General features: G+C 63.4%; 20 protein-coding genes and 1 other RNA gene. 5 read left to right on the forward strand and 16 right to left on the reverse strand.

Features of this window, described 5'->3' with window-relative positions; all coding sequences use genetic code 11:
- Positions 1–52 precede the first annotated feature (52 nt).
- Positions 53–697 (reverse strand): histidine phosphotransferase family protein, encoded by a 645-nt coding sequence (locus KY084_RS01215; protein ID WP_219236599.1) that lies wholly within the window; start codon positions 695–697, stop codon positions 53–55.
- Complete coding sequence (locus KY084_RS01220; protein WP_219236600.1) at positions 678–1,175, reverse strand: M67 family metallopeptidase; 498 nt, start codon at positions 1,173–1,175, stop codon at positions 678–680. The genes KY084_RS01215 and KY084_RS01220 overlap by 20 nt, the downstream gene beginning before the upstream one ends.
- Positions 1,176–1,193: 18 nt before the next feature.
- Here KY084_RS01220 and KY084_RS01225 point away from each other — a divergent pair, with 18 nt between their 5' ends.
- The 3 genes from KY084_RS01225 (at position 1,194) to mtgA (ending at position 3,952) form a co-directional block, all read left to right on the forward strand.
- Positions 1,194–2,144, forward strand: a complete 951-nt coding sequence (locus KY084_RS01225; protein ID WP_219236601.1) for an RluA family pseudouridine synthase — start codon at positions 1,194–1,196, stop codon at positions 2,142–2,144.
- Positions 2,145–2,203: 59 nt separating this feature from the next.
- Positions 2,204–3,109 (forward strand): RNA polymerase sigma factor RpoH, encoded by a 906-nt coding sequence (gene rpoH, locus KY084_RS01230; protein WP_219236602.1) that lies wholly within the window; start codon positions 2,204–2,206, stop codon positions 3,107–3,109.
- Positions 3,110–3,241: 132 nt separating this feature from the next.
- Positions 3,242–3,952, forward strand: a complete 711-nt coding sequence (gene mtgA / locus KY084_RS01235; protein ID WP_219236603.1) for a monofunctional biosynthetic peptidoglycan transglycosylase — start codon at positions 3,242–3,244, stop codon at positions 3,950–3,952.
- A 7-nt stretch (positions 3,953–3,959) separates the two neighbouring features.
- Here the strand turns inward: mtgA and KY084_RS01240 are convergent, their stop codons facing one another.
- The 6 genes from KY084_RS01240 to KY084_RS01265 form a co-directional block, all read right to left on the reverse strand.
- Positions 3,960–4,223 (reverse strand): hypothetical protein, encoded by a 264-nt coding sequence (locus KY084_RS01240; RefSeq protein ID WP_219236604.1) that lies wholly within the window; start codon positions 4,221–4,223, stop codon positions 3,960–3,962.
- 83 nt (positions 4,224–4,306) lie between these two features.
- Entirely contained in the window at positions 4,307–4,630 is a 324-nt protein-coding gene (locus KY084_RS01245) for a YbaB/EbfC family nucleoid-associated protein (RefSeq protein ID WP_219236605.1), read from the reverse strand.
- A 5-nt stretch (positions 4,631–4,635) separates the two neighbouring features.
- On the reverse strand, positions 4,636–6,294 hold the full coding sequence (locus tag KY084_RS01250) for a DNA polymerase III subunit gamma/tau (protein WP_219236606.1): 1,659 nt from the start codon (positions 6,292–6,294) through the stop codon (positions 4,636–4,638).
- A 138-nt stretch (positions 6,295–6,432) separates the two neighbouring features.
- An RNA gene (gene ffs, locus KY084_RS01255) (signal recognition particle sRNA small type) lies at positions 6,433–6,530 on the reverse strand.
- Positions 6,531–6,603: 73 nt separating this feature from the next.
- Positions 6,604–7,617 (reverse strand): inorganic phosphate transporter, encoded by a 1,014-nt coding sequence (locus KY084_RS01260; protein WP_219236607.1) that lies wholly within the window; start codon positions 7,615–7,617, stop codon positions 6,604–6,606.
- 14 nt (positions 7,618–7,631) lie between these two features.
- Positions 7,632–8,765: a DUF47 family protein gene (locus KY084_RS01265; protein WP_219236608.1), complete on the reverse strand. Its 1,134-nt coding sequence runs from the start codon at positions 8,763–8,765 to the stop codon at positions 7,632–7,634.
- A 146-nt stretch (positions 8,766–8,911) separates the two neighbouring features.
- On the opposite strand from KY084_RS01265, the gene KY084_RS01270 reads away from it, so the two are divergent.
- Positions 8,912–10,333 (forward strand): peptide MFS transporter, encoded by a 1,422-nt coding sequence (locus tag KY084_RS01270; RefSeq protein WP_219236609.1) that lies wholly within the window; start codon positions 8,912–8,914, stop codon positions 10,331–10,333.
- Between the two features lie 11 nt (positions 10,334–10,344).
- Here the strand turns inward: KY084_RS01270 and KY084_RS01275 are convergent, their stop codons facing one another.
- From KY084_RS01275 to KY084_RS01295, 5 genes are all read right to left on the reverse strand, one after another.
- Positions 10,345–11,802, reverse strand: a complete 1,458-nt coding sequence (locus KY084_RS01275; RefSeq protein WP_219236610.1) for a helicase HerA domain-containing protein — start codon at positions 11,800–11,802, stop codon at positions 10,345–10,347.
- A 255-nt stretch (positions 11,803–12,057) separates the two neighbouring features.
- Positions 12,058–12,939: a class A beta-lactamase gene (bla, locus tag KY084_RS01280; protein ID WP_219236611.1), complete on the reverse strand. Its 882-nt coding sequence runs from the start codon at positions 12,937–12,939 to the stop codon at positions 12,058–12,060.
- A gap of 3 nt (positions 12,940–12,942) precedes the next feature.
- Positions 12,943–13,278, reverse strand: a complete 336-nt coding sequence (locus tag KY084_RS01285; protein ID WP_219236612.1) for a 2Fe-2S iron-sulfur cluster-binding protein — start codon at positions 13,276–13,278, stop codon at positions 12,943–12,945.
- Positions 13,275–14,366, reverse strand: a complete 1,092-nt coding sequence (locus KY084_RS01290) for a cysteine desulfurase family protein (protein WP_219236613.1) — start codon at positions 14,364–14,366, stop codon at positions 13,275–13,277. Before KY084_RS01290 ends, KY084_RS01285 begins: the two co-directional genes overlap by 4 nt.
- On the reverse strand, positions 14,363–15,448 hold the full coding sequence (locus KY084_RS01295) for a cysteine desulfurase family protein (protein WP_219236614.1): 1,086 nt from the start codon (positions 15,446–15,448) through the stop codon (positions 14,363–14,365). The genes KY084_RS01290 and KY084_RS01295 overlap by 4 nt, the downstream gene beginning before the upstream one ends.
- 102 nt (positions 15,449–15,550) lie before the next feature.
- Between KY084_RS01295 and KY084_RS01300 the strand changes: the two genes are divergently transcribed.
- Positions 15,551–16,207, forward strand: a complete 657-nt coding sequence (locus tag KY084_RS01300) for an alpha/beta hydrolase (protein WP_219236615.1) — start codon at positions 15,551–15,553, stop codon at positions 16,205–16,207.
- Positions 16,208–16,239: 32 nt separating this feature from the next.
- Here the strand turns inward: KY084_RS01300 and KY084_RS01305 are convergent, their stop codons facing one another.
- From KY084_RS01305 to KY084_RS01315, 3 genes are all read right to left on the reverse strand, one after another.
- Positions 16,240–16,863, reverse strand: a complete 624-nt coding sequence (locus tag KY084_RS01305) for a nuclear transport factor 2 family protein (protein ID WP_219236616.1) — start codon at positions 16,861–16,863, stop codon at positions 16,240–16,242.
- Positions 16,864–16,925: 62 nt separating this feature from the next.
- The gene (locus tag KY084_RS01310; RefSeq protein ID WP_219236617.1) at positions 16,926–17,108 is read right to left on the reverse strand and encodes a hypothetical protein; all 183 of its coding nucleotides are present in this window, start codon (positions 17,106–17,108) and stop codon (positions 16,926–16,928) included.
- A 21-nt stretch (positions 17,109–17,129) separates the two neighbouring features.
- Positions 17,130–18,089 (reverse strand): threonine ammonia-lyase, encoded by a 960-nt coding sequence (locus KY084_RS01315; protein WP_219236618.1) that lies wholly within the window; start codon positions 18,087–18,089, stop codon positions 17,130–17,132.
- Positions 18,090–18,115: the final 26 nt, after the last annotated feature.

Below are 18,115 nucleotides of genomic sequence, written 5' to 3' on the forward strand. Positions count from 1 at the left end.
TCCCCGCACATAAGCGCGCAGGCACCATGCCGCAGGACGGTTAAAGGCTGGTTTACCCGACCCGGAAAGATGCCCCAAAGACGAGAATGTCCGCCTCAGGCGGCGAAACTTGGAGGCTGCCGCCGCTCTGCATCACGAGTTGATGGACCAGAAACGCCGCTGCGGCGCGCGGCGTTACCGGGGCATCGCCCGATTCGCCAAGCAGCGCATTGCGTAATTCGCCATCCAGAACGATGCGCGGGCCATCGGCGCGCACGCCGATTTCGATCATATTGTCCACGACCTCTGCGCCGATATCGAGTTGGCCGCCGCGAATCAGCGCATCGCCGCCGATCAGCGCAAGGTTGAGCAGCACCTTGATCGCCTGTTTGGGAAGCACCTGCTCGCTCACCATCCAGCCGAGTTGCAGCCGTTGATTGTCGCCAAACAGCCCTTCAATGGCTGTCTTCGCCTCCCGCGCGTCAACCGTTTCGCCAAATCCCCCGGCCGCACCGAAGGCAAGCCGGAAGAATTTCAGCTTGTTGGCCGAAGCGCGCGCGCTGTCGGCGAGCAGTTCGAGGCAGCGAGCGCGCATTTCCGGATCATGTTCGTCGGCAAGCAGTTCCAGCCCGTTGTTGAGCGCGCCGACCGGACTGAGCAGGTCATGGCACAACCGGGAACATAAAAGGCTCGCAAAATCAGTCGCGGAAATATTCAAGCTCGACGCTCCAGCTATCTTCCCTCCCCGACCGCAGGACCGCGGCCAGGGACGTATCGATCCGATTACCAGTCGGCATGTCGAAAGCAACCGCATCGAAGCGCCCGTGCATATCGCCTTGCGCCACCGCGCGCCACAGTCGCGCTTCATCGCGCGTGACGATCAGCCATAATTTTCCGTCCGGCTGAGCCATTGCCGCGTCCGTGGCTGAGGGAAACGGCCTGCCGCCGGGATGCGAATGATAATAGCCGATAATTTCGAATCCGCCCGGACGCCGCGCCAGCCGGTGGCAGCGCAACAACATCGCCGGATCGATTTCGAAACGGCGCGCGGGATCGGCGGCCGCGTTGGCGGTGGCGAGCGCTGCACGCACCGCATCGCCATGTCCGCGCAGAATACCGCAAATTTCGGCATCAGGAGACTGTCCGGCCAACACCATCAATCGGGTCAGCGTCGCTCTTGAAATTCGCGGGTTCATGCCCATCTTGCTACCCGAATGGATCGGGGGGTTTCCACAATAGAAGCGCGCATCGCGGACATGGCCCATGGCTGGCGTCTGGACCGTGCGCTTGCGCAGGCCGTCCCTACGATTTCGCGCGAACGATTGAAGGTCCTGATCGCCAAGGGAAATGTCGTCGACCCGCGCGGCGTTCCTGTGCGCAACGCATCGCAGAAAATCTCCGCCGGCGAAATATTCAGCGTTTCGGTCCCCGAACCCGAACCCGCCCATAATGTCGCCGAAGCGATCCCGCTTTCGATCGTGTATGAAGACGAGCATCTGATCGTGATCGACAAGCCGGTGGGGCTGGTCGTCCACCCGGCGGCGGGAAATCCCGATGGCACGCTGGTCAATGCGCTGCTTCATCATTGCGCGGGCCAGCTTTCGGGCATCGGCGGCGTTGCGCGTCCCGGCATCGTCCATCGCATCGACAAGGATACATCGGGACTGATCGTCGCGGCAAAGCACGACCGCGCGCACGAAGGGCTGGCGCGTCAGTTCAAGGCGCATACGATCGACCGGCGCTATCTGGCGATCGTCGCCGGCCTGCCGGTTCAGGGCGAGGGCATTGTCGAAGCACCGCTCGGCCGTTCGTCCGCCAATCGCAAGAAAGTGGCGATCGTTCCGGGCGGCAAGCACGCGACCACCCGCTATCGTCTGGTCGAACCGCTGAACCAGGCCGCGCTGGTCGAATGCCGGCTGGAGACCGGACGTACGCATCAGGTGCGCGTGCACATGGCATCGATCGGCCACCCGCTGCTGGGTGATCAGACCTATGGCCGTCCGCGCCCCGTTCACCGGCCGATCCTCGAAACGCTGGGTTTCCGGCGTCAGGCCTTGCACGCGGCCCGGTTGGGGTTCACCCACCCTATAAATAGTAACGCTTTGTCGTTCGATAGCGAAATGCCTGCGGACATGCGGGAACTGTTGGGCCAACTTCACGTATAGGAACTGGTGACGATCGCGCTATCAGGCGACGGCACCGACGGATCAAGGAGACACGGATCATGGCAGGCGCAAGCAACGTCCCGGCGACGATCCCCGCGCTTGGCGGAGAGGCGAGCCTCAACCGCTATCTTGCCGAGATCAAGAAATTCCCGATTCTCACGCCCGAGCAGGAATATATGCTCGCCAAGCGGTTTCAGGAGCATCAGGACCCGGAAGCGGCCGCCCAGCTGGTCACCAGCCATTTGCGGCTCGTGGCGAAGATCGCCATGGGCTATCGCGGCTATGGGCTGCCGGTCAGCGAACTGATTTCGGAGGGCAATATCGGCCTGATGCAGGGCGTGAAGAAATTCGAACCCGATCGCGGCTTTCGCCTCGCCACCTATGCGATGTGGTGGATTCGCGCCTCGATCCAGGAATTCATTCTGCGGTCATGGAGCCTGGTTAAGATGGGCACCACTGCGGCGCAGAAAAAGCTGTTCTTCAACCTGCGCAGGATGAAGGCGAAGCTCGACGCGTTCGAGGACGGCGACCTGCGTCCCGAAGATGTCGAGAAGATCGCGACCGATCTGGGCGTGACCGCTGATGAGGTCACCAGCATGAATCGCCGCATGGCGATGGGCGGCGATACGTCGCTTAACGTGCCGATGCGCGAGGATGGCGAAGCGCAGTGGCAGGACTGGCTTCAGGATGACGAGCCGCTTCAGGACGAACGTGTCGCCGATGCGCAGGAAGCCGATGTCCGTCACGATATGCTGGTCGAAGCGATGGACGATTTGAACGATCGCGAAAAGCATATCCTGACCGAGCGCCGGTTGACCGACGACCCCAAGACACTGGAAGAATTATCGCAGGTTTATGGCGTCAGCCGCGAACGTGTCCGCCAGATCGAAGTGCGCGCGTTCGAGAAGCTGCAAAAGGCGATGATGCGACTGGCGGGCGATAAGCGGTTGCTCCCCGCCGGGTGATCGTGCATCGCTTGTTGCCGTAAGGGGCAGACGGAAACGGGGCTGGATCGAGGTGAAATGGCTTTGATCGCAGCCTGACCATCCGACTTGTCCCCTGCTGCCACCCTGCCCGGTCATCAATCGCGGAACGTAATGGCTAAATCCCGAAAGCGTCGCGGCCGCCCCATCCGGTGGATAGCGGTCACGCTGGTCAAACTCGCTGCCGCTTTCCTTATCCTGTCGGTAATCTGGGTCGGGGTGTATCGGTTCGTGCCGCCGCCGATCACGATAACGATGCTCGGCGATATGATTTCCGGTCACGGCGTCACCAAAGACTGGATGGGCATCGGACGTATTGACCGCGACATGGCGCGCGCGGCGATCGCGGGCGAAGATTCACGCTTTTGCGAACATTCGGGGTTCGATTACGAAGCCATTCGCAAGGCGTTCGAGCGTAATCAGGCGGGCGGCCACGTCATCCGCGGCGGCTCCACGATTAGTCAGCAGACCGCGAAAAATGTCTTTTTGTGGCAGGATGGCGGCTATTTCCGCAAAGGACTGGAAGCGTGGTTCACCTTCCTGATCGAACATTTATGGGGCAAGCGCCGGATCATGGAAGTCTATCTGAACGTCGCAGAGACGGGGATCGGCACTTATGGCGTCGATGCTGGCGCACGGCGTTATTTCGGTCATGGTGCGGATACGCTCAGCACGCAGGAAGCGGCGCGGATCGCGGCGGTGCTGCCGCTTCCCAAGAAACGCGCCGCCATTGCCCCCAGCGGCTTTACCCGCCGATACGGCAACACCATCGCAAAACGGATGAATGTCGTGCGTACCGACGGGCTTGATGCCTGCGTCTATTGACGCGCGATCAGTTGTTTGAACCCTGATCGATCGCGTCGCCCGCCTTGTCGGCGGTATCCGACACACTCTTGGCGGCGTCGGTGACTGCCTGAGTCTTCAGATTGTCATTCTTGCTCTGGTTGAGCAGGAAATAGGCGCCGACGATCACGAGGATCAGCACCGCAAAGCCAATCAACAGACCGCCCCCGCCACCGCCGCGCCGTTCCTCGATCACGGTTGTATGGGTGTGGCCCTCGCGGGGTTCGGTCGTTTCTACACGTTCATCTACCATCGCGGCGTCCTCCTTTAAACTGGGAGGGTCAACGTGGATTGGCTTTCAAATGTTCCGCGACCGACATGGTTGGCGATGCCGGGTCAGAATGGCATCTTGAATCCCGGCGGAAGTTCCATGCCGCTGGTCAGCTTCGACATTTCCTCATTACTTGCCTGATCCGCCTTGGCGCGGGCATCGTTGAACGCGGCGGTGACCAGATCCTCGACCACCTGCTTTTCCGAAGGCTGGAGCAGCGATTCGTCGATATTCACGCCGACGATCCGGCCCTTTGCCGTCGCTTTCACCGTGACGAGACCTCCGCCCGCCTTCCCTTCAACCTCGATCGTGTCAAGATTGGCCTGCGCTTTTTGAAGTTCGTTTTGAACATTCTGAGCCATGTTCATGATTTCTTCGAGATTTTGCATCGCAATCATCCATTCTGCTTGCGGGTCCAGCTGGCCAGTTCGGCACCGGGAAACGCGTCCATCGCCGCGGCGACCATCGGTTCGGCGAGCACCGACGCACGATCGGCCTCCTGATCCGCACGCCGCCTTTCACGCAATGTCGGTTCGCCCGGCGCATCGCTGGCCGTGATCTTCCATACAACGCCCGTAATCTCGCGCAGGTCCGCGGCAAGGTCACGCAAAAATTCGCTGGGCAGCGGCCGCGCGGCGCTCACTTCCATCTTTGGCGGATCGAACGTGATCGGGCTTATGAGGTTGCGAACATGCGATTCCATCGCATGCTTATTATGCCGTTCAAGCAGCGCGGCGAGATCGTCAAGACTGGTCGGGAGCTGCTGTACGGGTGGACCATCGGGCGCAGGCGCAGGCGCGGCGGGGGGACCGTCGGGTTGCGCGCCACCGACAGGCTGAACGGGCGGCGAATCTCCCCGCGCCAGCCGACGGGCGAGATCGCCCGGATCGGGAAGCGAGGCGGCATGGACGATACGGAGCAGCGCCATTTCGCACGCTTCGATCGGCATGGCGGCGCGCGCCACCTCTTCATGCCCTTTCAACAGCATCTGCCACAACCGGTGGAGCAACGGATTCGACAACGACCCCGCCCACTCGCCCAGCATGTCGCGGGCTTCTGCCGACTGCGCCGGATCGTCCGGCGTGCCCACCTTCACCAGCGTGATGCCGTGCACCGTTTCGAGCAGCGCCTGCATCACCGACTGGGGATCGACGCCAAGATCATATTGCCGCCGGATCGCCGTGATCACGCCGGCTGCATCGCCGCCCAGCAACAGCCCGAACAGGTCGCGCATCGCGCCGCGATCGGACAGGCCCAGCATCTGGCGAACCGCATCGGCTCGAACGCCCCCGCCCTCCATATCGGCATGGGCGATCGCCTGATCGAGGATGGACAGGCCGTCGCGCGCCGATCCTTCCGCCGCGCGCGCGATCAACGCCAGCGCTTCGGGTTCGGCCTGAGCGCCCTCCTGCTCAGCAACCCAGGCGAAATGCGTGGCCAGCTTTTCGGCGGAAATGCGCCGCAGATCGAAACGCTGACAGCGCGAAAGCACCGTTACCGGCACCTTGTGCACTTCGGTGGTGGCGAAAAGGAACTTCACATGGGCCGGCGGCTCTTCCAACGTCTTCAGCAGCGCGTTGAAGGCGTTTTTCGACAGCATGTGGACTTCATCGATGATGTAGATTTTGTAGCGCGCCGAAACCGCGGCGTAGCGCGACGCTTCGATAATTTCGCGCACATCGTCGACGCCGGTATGACTGGCCGCGTCCATTTCGATGACGTCGATATGGCGCCCTTCGGCGATAGCGCGGCACGGTTCGCACACGCCGCATGGAGAGATGGTCGGGCCACCATTGCCGTCCGGCCCGATGCAGTTCAGCGCCTTCGCGATCAGCCGCGCGGTCGATGTCTTGCCCACCCCGCGAACACCGGTGAGCAGAAATGCGTGCGCCAGCCGGTCGCGGCGAATCGCGTTGGCCAGCGTGGTGACCATCGCATCCTGGCCGATCAGTTCGGAAAAGGTCTGCGGCCGGTATTTGCGCGCGAGCACGCGATAGCTTTCCGCCTTGTTCGGCTGGGGCGGTTCGTCGAGGCCGAGGGACGATTCGTTCATCGCTGCGGGTCTAGCCCAAGCAGGCGGGCGTGTCGAAGAGATCGGCACTGTGAAGCAGCGTCGCTCGCTCGCCAGTGCCGAACGCCTCCGCACCGCCAGGGCATATCGGCGTTGCAGCGGGACATTCAGCTTTTTCGAAAAGGTGGGAGCCGGAACGACCCGATACGAAATCGTTGCGGCTGCTTCCTTCCGGACCTGACCGGGTTGGCGACGGCACCGTCCGCCCGACTCCCGTCCGGGCATATGGTCGAAGCTACCTTACGACGCAAGGGGGTGCGGATGAAGACAGCCGCGCGCGGCGCCACTTCGTCAGAAAAAGGTCGTGAGCCCGTAGAACAGCGCGCCGACCGCCGCCGAAGCGGGAATCGTCACTACCCAGGCGATGACGACATTCTGAGCCACACCCCAGCGCACGGCGGATGCGCGTCGCGCAGTCCCTGCCCCGATGATCGACCCGGTGATCGTGTGCGTGGTCGAAACCGGAATGCCCAGAAAGGATGCGCCGAACAGCACGATCGATCCGGCGAGCGAAGCGCTGAACCCCTGATGCTGCGACAATTTGGTGATTCGCGATCCCATCGTTTCGATGATCCGCCAGCCGCCGGTCATCGTGCCCAGCGCGATCGCGGTGTAGCAGGCGATGGCAACCCAGTGCGGCACTTCGAACGGCCCGGTCAGATACCCGGTCGAATACAGCAGGACGGTGATGATCCCCATCGTCTTTTGCGCGTCGTTCAGGCCATGGCTGAGCGAATAGGCGCCTGAGGAAAACAGGTGCAGCACGCGCAGCCCCTTTTCCGCGCCGCGCGCCGTTGCGCGGTGCAGCGCCCAGCTGGACAGCAGCATGACGAGCATGGCGAGGAACATGCCGATCATCGGCGACAGCACGATGGCAAGCAGCGTCTTGTTCAGCCCGCCCCATTCGATGCCGGTAAGGCCCGCATGCGCGACGCCAGCCCCGATCAGCCCGCCGATCAGCGCGTGGCTGGACGAAGACGGTATCCCCTTCATCCAGGTGACGACGTTCCAGAACATCGCGCCGACCAGCGCGCCGAAAATCACCGCGGGCGTGACGAGGTCCTTGTCGATCAACCCCTTGCCGATGGTTTCGGCAACGGCGTGCAGGCTGGGAAAGGCGATGGTGAGGAAATAGGCCGCGAAGTTGAAGACCGCGGCGAATCCCACCGCCATCAGCGGCGACAGCAACCGGGTCGCAACGACGGTCGCGATAGAATTGGCGGCATCATGCAGCCCGTTGAGATAATCAAAGGCCAGCGCGACGACGATCAGCGCGACCAGCAGCGGAAAGGCGAGTTCGTGCACGAAAAGCCGGCCGGTCAGACGTGATCGATGACGATGCCGTCGATTTCATCGGCGACATCTTCGAACGCGTCGACGATGCGTTCGAGATGCTTGTAGATTTCGCGCTCCACGACGAAGCGCAGCGTATCGTTCTCGCCATGCTGCTTCAGCGCTTTTTTCAGCCCCTCGGTATGAATTTCATCGGCATGTCCCTCCATGCGCACCAGCCGTTCGGTCAGTTCGTGCAGCCGCCGGCCGTTGCGCGCGACATCGCGCAGCAGCGGCATGGCATCGGCGGTCAGGCGCGCGGCATCGACCACGATCGCCGCCATGTCGCGCATTTCGGGGGTGAAATCGGCAAAGCCGTACAGGTCGATCGCCTGCGCCGCCGCCTGCATTTCGTCCACCGTGTCGTCCAGCGCGCCGATCAGGCTGGTAATCGCGGCACGATCGAAGGGGGTGAGGAAGGTCCGGCGAACCGTCTGAAGCACTTCGCGGGTGATTTCGTCGGCATCATGTTCGCGCTCGATAATCTCGCGGATATGCTCGTTCGCGCCCTTTCCATCGCCGAACAGGCGCGCGGTGGCGTCCGCCGCGGCGAGCACGGCGGCGGCCTGCGCCTCGAACATTTCGAAGAAATTGCCCGTTCTGGGCAACAGGCGCTGGAACCAGGCGAACATGGCTTTAATCCCCGATTTTTGTGAAACCGTGCTCATCAGCCCGGTGCGCGCGGCGGCGCTTTTGAACTCCGACGCGGCGAAGGAGCGAATCAGCTCTCCCAGATCCTCCTCGTCCACCGCATCCGCCGCCTCGGCAAGCGAGAACCAGCGACGCTCGCGCTGCTTCTCTTCCTTCCAGGAATCGAGAACACGCGTAGCGGCAAGCGGAAAGACATCGACATCGACCATCAGCGACGCGCCGCTGCCGCGCCGTTTTCTGTATCGGTAGCTGCCAAGCGGCACCGGGCAGACAGCGCCGATGATCCCCGCTTCCTCCTCCGCCTCCGCCGCGGCGGCAAGGTGTGGTGGCACGCCGGGACCGATATTCCCCTTCGGCATCACCCAGCGCCCGGTATCGCGCGAGGTGATTAGCATCACCTGCACCGGCGAATCGCCTGCGATATCCTCGGACCGATAGGGAAGGGCTGCTATCTGACGAATGGGTTGCATTCCTGTTGTGATCAGGTTGCAGCCCCTTAAGGGCCAGTCGTGCGCGGCGCAACGTCCCGTATGCGGTTGAGACAGGCAGGGTTAATGGTACATGGTTACCTGCCCTTGGTTGCACGTGATACCATCCACCGAAGGAACGCCGCCGCATGACCACCGCCGAAGTGACGCCCGAACTCGACATCGCCACCCATGCCGACCGGGCGTTTTTCGGCCATCCCAAGGGACTTGCCTATCTGGCCTTTACCGAAGCGTGGGAGCGGTTTTCCTATTACGGGATGCAGACTCTGCTGGTGCTGTACATGGTGCATCACCTGTTGCAGCCGCAAAATATCGGCAATGTCGCGGCGTTCGGCGCGTTCCATTCGCTGCCTATGTATCGCGGGCTTTCGGGAGAGGCGCTGGCGTCCGCGATCTTCGGCACCTATGCCGCGCTCGTCTATCTGACGCCGATCGCCGGCGGCTTTATCGCCGATCGCTGGCTGGGCAAGCGGCGCGCGGTATTGTTCGGCGCGATCGCGATGGCGGCGGGCCATTTCCTGATGGCGTTCGAAGCGAGCTTCCTGTTCGCACTGCTCGCGCTCGTCATCGGATCGGGACTGATGAAGGGCAATATCGCGAGTCAGGTCGGCTCGCTGTATAACGAGGCGGACCTGCGCCGCGCCGATGCGTTCCAGATATTTTATCTCGGCATCAATGCAGGCGTGATCCTGTCCCCCATCATCGTCGGGACACTGGGGCAGGATGTCGGTTGGCACTGGGGGTTCGGCGCGGCCGGCGTGGGGATGCTGATTTCGCTCGCCATTTATATCGCCGGGCAAAAATATCTGCCACGCGAACATTTCACCGCAAAGGACCGTAGCGCCACCGCAGCGCCGAAGGCGAAGCTGACGCGCGGCGACCTTCCCGCCCTGATCGCGGTGCTGCTGCTGATCCCGGTGCTGGCGATCGCGCTGATCCCCAATATGCAGATCTTCAACATCTACCTGATCTGGGGCGACCAGCATTTCGCGCTGAGCCAGTTCAATGTCCCCGCTCTGCACTTCCGGTTCCTCTCGTCCTACCTCATCACCATCGATTCGATCGTGTCGGTGTCGTTCCTGTTCCTCGTCGCGCTGTTCTATCGCTGGTACGGAAAGCGGTGGGAGCAGCCCGATGAACTGACCAAGATGATCATCGGCGCAGGGTTTTCGGTAGCGGGGATGGCCTGCCTGTTCATGGCCGCCGCCACGACGCCCGAAGGGCATAAGATAAGCATGTTCTGGCCGATGATGTTCGAACTGATGAACTCGATCGGCTTTGCGCATGTCCTGCCGGTCAGTCTGGCGCTGTTCGCGCGGCTTGCCCCAAAGGCGCTGAACGCGACGGTGATCGGTTTCTATTACCTGTCCTTCTTCGCCGCCAATTCAATGATCGGCTGGCTGGGCGGATTTTACGTGAAGATGCCCACGACCAGCTTCTGGCTGATCCATGGCGCGTGCGCCGCCTTTGCGGGCGTGGTGTTCATCGCGTTCAAGCTGCTGCTCGCCAAACGGCTTATGCACGACGCGCCGGACGTGGCGCCGGGCTGACCCCCTGCCCGTTAAACCTCGGCCGGGGCAGTGCTCCAGCCGAGATGCGGCAGCGTGATCGAGCGTTTGCCGGCAAGATCGACTCGCGTGACGAACAGGTCGCGCTCCTCGATATAGGCGATCAGGCGGCGGACGCGGCCCAGCGAACTGGTGCCATAGGTTTCGGCAAGCTGCTCCTCGCTCGGGCACGGCGCGCCGTCCTTCGCCGCGCGCGCGACGAGCAGGAAGGTCCCGAGCATATCGTCGGGCAAGGTATCGGCAAGCGCGATCGCCGCCTCCCACTCCTCACCCGGCGCATCGAAGATACCGGCGCGCGCGCACGACAGTCGGCGCGTGAATTGCGCAAGGTCGAGCGGCGGCGGCGACAGACCCGCCATTCGGCAGCGGACCTGAAAATCCTGAAACAGCACGGGCGGAGCGCGAAACGCCGAATCCGAATCGGCAACGATCGCGCGCAACGTGTCGGCGATGATCGCCTCCACCTCTTCCGGCTCCTTTTCGGGAAGCGCCGCGGCGCTTGGCGTTTGCTGCGAAACACTGGCCGCCAGCTTTTCCATCAGCGTTTCCAAAGCCTGTTTCTTTGGCGTGGGCGGCGGCGGTGGCGGCGGCGCTTCTTCCAGTTCAGCGAAGAGCAGATCCTTCATGTCCTCTGCCGGCGCTGTGGGAAGCGGGGTCAGCTTGGGGCTGCCGCTGCGCGCACTGGTTTCGACATCGCCGATTTTCACCGACACCGGGCGGCGGCTGAGCGCGGGACCGAGCGCGAGGAAATTGCCGCGCGCCAGGTCGCGAATCTGTTCGGCCTGTCGCCGCTCCATACCCAGCAGGTCGGCGGCCCGCGCCATGTCGATGTCGAGAAAGGTGCGCCCCATCAGGAAGTTTGACGCCTCGGCAGCAACATTCTTGGCAAGCTTAGCGAGCCGCTGGGTCGCGATCACGCCTGCAAGCCCGCGCTTTCGCCCGCGACACATCAGGTTGGTCATCGCGCCCAGCGAGGCACGGCGCACATCCTCCGGCACCTCCCCACCGCCGGTGGGGGCGAAAAGCTGCGCTTCATCCACGACGACCAGCGCGGGGTACCAGTGCTCGCGTGGCGCATCGAACAATGCGGACAGGAACCAGGCCGCGCAGCGCATCTGCCCGTCGGCCTCCAGCCCTTCCAGGTTCAGCACAACCGAAGCGCGATGTTCGCGAAGCCGTGCGGCAAAGGTCGTGATCTCCCGCTCCGAATGGTCGAGCGCGTCGATGACGACATGGCCATAGGCGTCGGACAGGGTGACAAAATCGCCTTCGGGATCGATGACCACTTGCTGCACCTGTCCTGCGCTTTTTTCGAGCAGGCGGCGAAGGAGATGCGACTTCCCCGACCCCGAATTGCCTTGCACCAGCAATCGCGTGGCGAGCAGTTCTTCGAGGTCCATGGGAACGCTGTTCCCCGCGCCGTCGGTTCCAAGATCGACGAGAACGGTCATGGGATCGTTAATGGCGGAAGCGGGCATGCCGGGGCAAGGGCGGCGGTGGAGTTATCCACAGGCTTTTGATGGCGGCCATGTCGGAACCTGCGCGGGCGGCGGGCCAGCGTTTCTGCTGGATGCTCGCATTCGTTGGGCTGGCGATCATGATCACAACGCCGTTTGCGCTGAGCTTGTCGAAGCGCTGCTCTTTCTCCTGTTGCGCGGAAGAAAGAAGGACGGTCCTTCGACAAGCTCAGGACGAGCGGCACTGTGTCATCCCGTGAACAGCGCGCCCACCAGTTCGCCGACCTTGGCATGGACCGCGTTGGCCGCATTGTCGGGTGTATCGGGCGCCCATAAATAGCTGGCGATGATGATCGGGCGCTTGCCTTCGCCGGGCCAGGCGATTGCAACATCGTTGAACCAGCCATCGCCGCTGGTGCCGGTCTTGTCGCCCACCTTCCAGTCGGCGGGAAGGCCTGCGCGCAGCCGGTCGCTGCCGGTGGTGCTGTCGACCAGCCATTCGCCCAGCATCCTGCGATTGTCCTCGGTCAGCGCATTGGTCAGGAGCAGATCGTTTACCAGCGTCGCCATGGCATAGGGCGTCGTCGCATCCTGCTCCTGCCCCGGACGAACGCGGTTCACCAACGGTTCGGGATGGTCGATATTGGTGACCGCATCGCCGACATCGCGCAGATAGCGCGTAACGCCTCGCGGGCCGCCCACCTGCGGCAGCAAAAGGTTCGCGGCGCTGTTGTCGCTGACCGTAACTGCCGCCTTGGCCAGTTCCGCGATCGTCATGCTGCCCCTGGCAAGGTTCGCCTTCACGACGGGGGCGTAATCGAGCACATCGGCCTGTGTGATCCGCACCGATTTATTCAGATCGACATCGCCGCGCTCCGCCTTTGCCAGCACACAGGCAGCAAGCGGCAGCTTGAACGTCGAACACAGCGCGAAGCGTTCATCGGCGCGCCACAGCAGGCGCTGGCCGTTGCCGGTATTGAGCACGGCAAGACCCAGCCTGCCCTGAACCGCATCCTCCAATTGTTCGAAGACCGAACCGCCCGCCGCCTGAAACGCGCGGGCGCTGCCGGTGGTCGCCGCGACGCCCAGCGCAGCGGCAGCGGAAAGAATATCGCGGCGATTGAAATTCATGAGTCAGCGTCCCTGCATATTATGGACCTGGGAAGGGATGCGCACCGTCAATTCGTCCATTCCGTCGGCAAGCGTGATCTGACAGGCGAGGCGGCTGGTGCGATGCACATCAGCGGCAAGGTCGAGCATATCCTCTTCCTCGTCGCTCGCTGGCGGCAGCTTCGTGAAATCATCATCAGACACGATGACATGGCAGGTCGAGCAGGCCATCTGCCCCTCACATGTCCCTTCAAGCGGCTGCCCCGCCGCCTGCCCCACCCGAAGCAGCGAATCGCCGGGTTCACCCTCCACCTCCTGCACGGTTTCGCCGTCGGGTCCGATGAAGCGGACGCGAGTCATACGGGCGCCATCTGGCTGCGTGCGGCTTCGTCGATGCGGTGGATGGCGGCGATAAGGTCCTCCCGTTGCGTATAGCGGCCGAAGCCCAGGCGAATGCTGCTACGCGCCTCGCGGTCGGACAGGCCGATGCCGCGCAACACATGGCTCGACCGCCCCGAACCGCTGGCACAGGCCGATCCGGCCGAAAAGGCGATGTCGCGAAGCTCACTCATCAACCGGTTCACGTCCAGCCCTTCGCGCCTGATGTTGAGGTTGCCGCGATAACGATGATCGGTTGAACCGTTGATGACCCAGCCATCGCCCAATGCATTGACCGCGGCATCCCAGAGCGCGGCGACATGCGTTGCGTCGGCGTCAAAGCGATCGGCGGCGAGTTGAGCCGCCACACCGAAACCGGCGCACAAGGCTGGCGAGAGCGTGCCCGATCGACCCGCCTTTTCCTGCCCGCCGCCATGGAGCAGCGGAGCAATTTGCGCACCGTCACGAATCCATAGCGCGCCGATCCCCTTCGGTCCGTGAATCTTGTGTGCCGAAAGCGCGATCAGGTCGCATCCTTCGGGAATCGCGATCCGGCCATAGCCCTGCACCGCATCGCACAGCATCAACGCACCGGCTTCATGCGCAATCGCCGCGATTTCCGCGACGGGTTGAATCACGCCGATTTCGTTATTCACGAGCATCGCTTCGACGAGCGCGGTCCCCGGCGTGATTGCTTCGCGGATGGAGTGGAGGTCGATCAGGCCATCTCCATCGACCGGCAATATTATGACCTCGCGCCCTTTCGCCTCCAGCGCGCGGACGGTGTCAAGCACGGCGGCATGTTCGGTCACCAGCGTGACGGTGCGTCCTTCGACGCCCTTGATCGCCCAGTTGAGCGCTTCGGTCGCGCCGCTGGTGAAGGGCAGTATGCCGCCGGGGGGAAGCAGCGCCGCGACCTGTTCGCGCGCGACCTCCACCGCCGCCGCAGCCGCGCGACCCGGACGATGGCTGCTGTGCGGATTGGCGTGCCCGCTTTCGAGCCAGGGAAGCATCGCGGCGAGTGCTTCGGGAGCAAGCGGCGTCGTCGCCTGATAATCGAGATAGGTCATGCGGCACGGCTCCGCGCGTCTTGCGCGATTCGCGTCCACGCCTCGGCAAAGGCGGCGATGTGTTCCGGCGTTGTGTTCCAGCCGACGCTGACCCGGATCGCGCAATCGGCAAGGTCGCCCGGCGTGCGAATCGCACGTAGGACATGGCTGGATTTAAGCGTGCCCGACGAACAGGCGCTGCCCGCCGACACGGCGATCCCCGTAATGTCGAAGCGGATGAGCTGGGTCGCCGATTTCACGCCCGGCATCGCCCAGTTGCAAATCGCCCGCGATCCGCCGGGCGCGATCTGCACCCCGCCCGCATCGGCTAGCTTCATCTGAAGATCGAGCAGCGCCGGACGCAGCGCCGAAAGCCAGGTGGCGGTGCCGTCCTCATCAACCTCGCGCGCTTCCAGCGCGGCGGCCATGCCCAGCGCACCGGGGAGATTCTCCGTCCCACCGCGATACCCGAATTCCTGCCCGCCCGATGCCTCAAGCACCGAAAATTCGCGCACCAGCAGCGCGCCGATTCCCGGTGGTCCGCCGAATTTATGCGCCGACAGGGCGATCATGTCCGCATCGGGAAGCGCATGTTTGCCCGCCGATTGCGAACAGTCCGAAAAGAGCAGGCCGCCCTTCGTCCGCACATCGGCGGCAATATCGGCGACCGGCTGAATCGCGCCGAGTTCGGAATTGACATGCTGCACCGCGACCAGCGGCGCATCGCTTCGGGTGAGCAGCGCGCATAGCAGTTCGCGATCGATCTGACCGCCGGGCAGGACGGGTATGCGCCGTGCATCGCCCGCCATGCGGAGCACCGAATCATGTTCGATCGCGCCGACCAGCCGGTCGCCGCCCTTCCCGCGCCGCAACGCGATGGCGATCGCCTCGCTCGCGCCGCTGGTAAAGATCAGTTCGCCATCCCAGCCGAGCGCGGCCTTTATTCGGAGGCGCGCATCCTCAAGCGCGGCGCGCGCCGCACGGCCTTCGGCATGCGGAGAGGAAGGATTTGCAAAGCCACGCATTGCGTCTTCCATCGCCGCAATCGCCTGCGGCCGCATCGGCGTAGTGGCCGCATGATCCAGATAGATACGTTCAGCCATGCCGGGCCATGTTCAGGATGATTGCGCGAAAGGTCACGTCGCCTATATAGCCTCCACATTTTCCGCGTGCCACCGCGCGCGATCCCCAATTGCGGAAGATTCATGCCCGAAGTCATTTTTCCCGGTCCCGAAGGTCGCCTTGAAGGCCGTTTCGCGCCCGCCCCCAAACCGCGCGCGCCGGTCGCGCTGATCCTGCACCCCCACCCGGCATCGGGCGGCACGATGAACAACCGCATCGTTCAGGAACTCTACAAGACCTTTCAGCGGCGCGGCTTCGCGACCCTGCGGTTCAATTTTCGCGGCGTCGGGCGCAGCCAGGGCACGTTCGACAACGGCATCGGCGAATTGTCCGATGCGGCGAGCGCGCTCGACTGGGTGCAGAGCTTCCATCCCGAAGCGTCCACCACCTGGGTCGCAGCGCCCAGTTTCGGCGCGTGGATCGGCATGCAGCTTTTGATGCGCCGCCCCGAAATTCGCGGTTTCATCTCGATCGCGCCGCCCGCAAACCTGTATGATTTCAGCTTTCTGGCGCCCTGCCCCGCCTCTGGTATCATCATCAACGGCGAATCGGACGAAGTGGTGACGCCCAGCGGGGTTCAGCGGCTGGTCGACAAGCTGCGCACCCAGAAGCACATCACGATTCATCATGAAACCATTCCGGGGGCGAACCATTTCTTCGAACATGAAATGGACCCGCTGATGGGATCGGTGAACAATTATCTGGATATGCGGCTGGACCCGAACTGCCCGATCAAGTGATCGGCGCGGTTCGGGCCGGGCGCGGACGGCGGTCAGCCGCGTTTCAGATCGGCCGACTGGATATGCCAGCGACGCTGTTCGGCGCTTGATCCGGGAACATCATTGACGCGGCGAAGCGTATACGTGCCGGCAAAATGCTGCTGCGTGCCGTCCTTCAGCCGCGAATCGATTTCGACCGGGACCTCGATATAGATCGAACCGGCGGCGCCTTCGGGTTGGCCGACATTGCCGATCGTCACCTTTGTCGAGGCGGTCTGGGCAAAGCCCTTTTCAAAGCCGGTCAGGCTCTGGTGGCTTGCCTTGCCGTCATCGCCCCAAAGGGCATAGGCGGTACGGAAATCGCCGCTGTCGATCGCGTCGTAATAGTGACGGACCACGGCAGCCGCCGCTCGCGACGTTTTGGCCTCGGCCGGGGTGGCGGGAACGTCGTCCGATCCATCGGAAACGGTCGCAGCGGTCGGCGCGGGCGTGGGATTGGAAGCGGAAGCCACGACCGAATCGTCCCCATTCATACCGGTATCCGCGCTCTGCGATGATGCATCGGGGGCGGCGACGTCAGCGGTTGCCGAATTGTCGGCTGTCGTTTGTCCGCCCGAACAGGCAACGAGCAGCGCGAACGGCGCAGCCATGGCAAAAGTCGGGGTCCGGATCGTCATATTCGTACCTCATCCTGTATCAGTTGTGCGTCAAAAACCACGCAATCCCGACAAAAGGTCCGTCACAGCGTCCAGATCAGCACATTGCCGAGCAGGACCGCCGCGCAGACGATCATCAACAATCCCTTGTTCCGCGTACCCCTTCCGCGCCGGATCAGCACCACGCCGCCGGCAAACAGCATGAAGACCGCGACCATCGCGATGGCAGGCGCTGCCGCCGCGATCGCTTCAGCTACCGGGTGCATCGCTGTCAGGCTCGCCGGGCATCAACGATCGCCGGCCAGCGCAGCGGAATAGGCATCGACATCGACATTGCCGCCGGACAGCACCACCAGCATCCCCGGCTGCGGTGCGACCTTTCGCGCCAGCAGCGCGGCGAGCGCCACCGCGCCCCCCGGCTCCACCACCAGCCGCAGCTTTGTCGCCGCCCAGCGCTGGGCGGCGCGAACCTCCGCTTCGCTGACCGCGACCCCCTTCGCATCGCGCCGCGCCAGAACTTCGAAGGTGCGCTCGCTGACCCGTTTGGTCTGCAACGCATCGCAGGCGGTGGGCGGCGGATTGTCGCCAACCGGCTCGATCCACCCCGCCTCCAGGCTGCGACACATATCGTCCCAGCCTTCGGGTTCGACCACGGTGATCGCCGCATCGGGCAGGCCAAGCGTCATCCCCGCCGCCAGGCCGCCGCCGCCGCACGGCACGACGAGATGCGACGGATCGGGCAGCCCTGCCTCCACCATCTGGGTCATCGCTTCGATCGCGGCGCTCCCCTGCCCCTCTATCACCCAGGGATCATCGAAGCTGGGCACCAGAATGGCGCCGCGCGCATGGGCAAGGTGCGCGGCGATCTTTTCGCGGCTTTCGCTGTCGCGGTCATAGGTCACGATCTCCGCCCCCAACGCCAGCGTCCCTTCGCGCTTCGATCGCGGCGCGTCGGCGGGCATCACGATCACCGCGGGCATGCCGAGCCGCTTTGCCGCCCAGGCGATGCCCTGCGCATGATTGCCGGACGAAAAGGCGACCACCCCCTTGTCACGCACATCGGGATCGATCGCGGTCAACCGGTGCCATGCGCCGCGCAGCTTGAACGCGCCCATGGGTTGCAGACATTCGGCCTTGAACGTTACGGCGACGCCCCCCACGTCGTGCACGTAAATAGGGGATGGCGGCAGAATCGCCGCCACTTTCGCCGCAGCATCGCGAACGCCTGCCCTGGTCGGTTGTCGCATTATCGTCACGTATTTCCCCAGTCTTG

Origin of the sequence: Stakelama flava (genome assembly GCF_019351405.1) — a bacterium.
Taxonomy (GTDB): Bacteria; Pseudomonadota; Alphaproteobacteria; order Sphingomonadales; family Sphingomonadaceae; genus Sphingomonas; species Sphingomonas flava_A.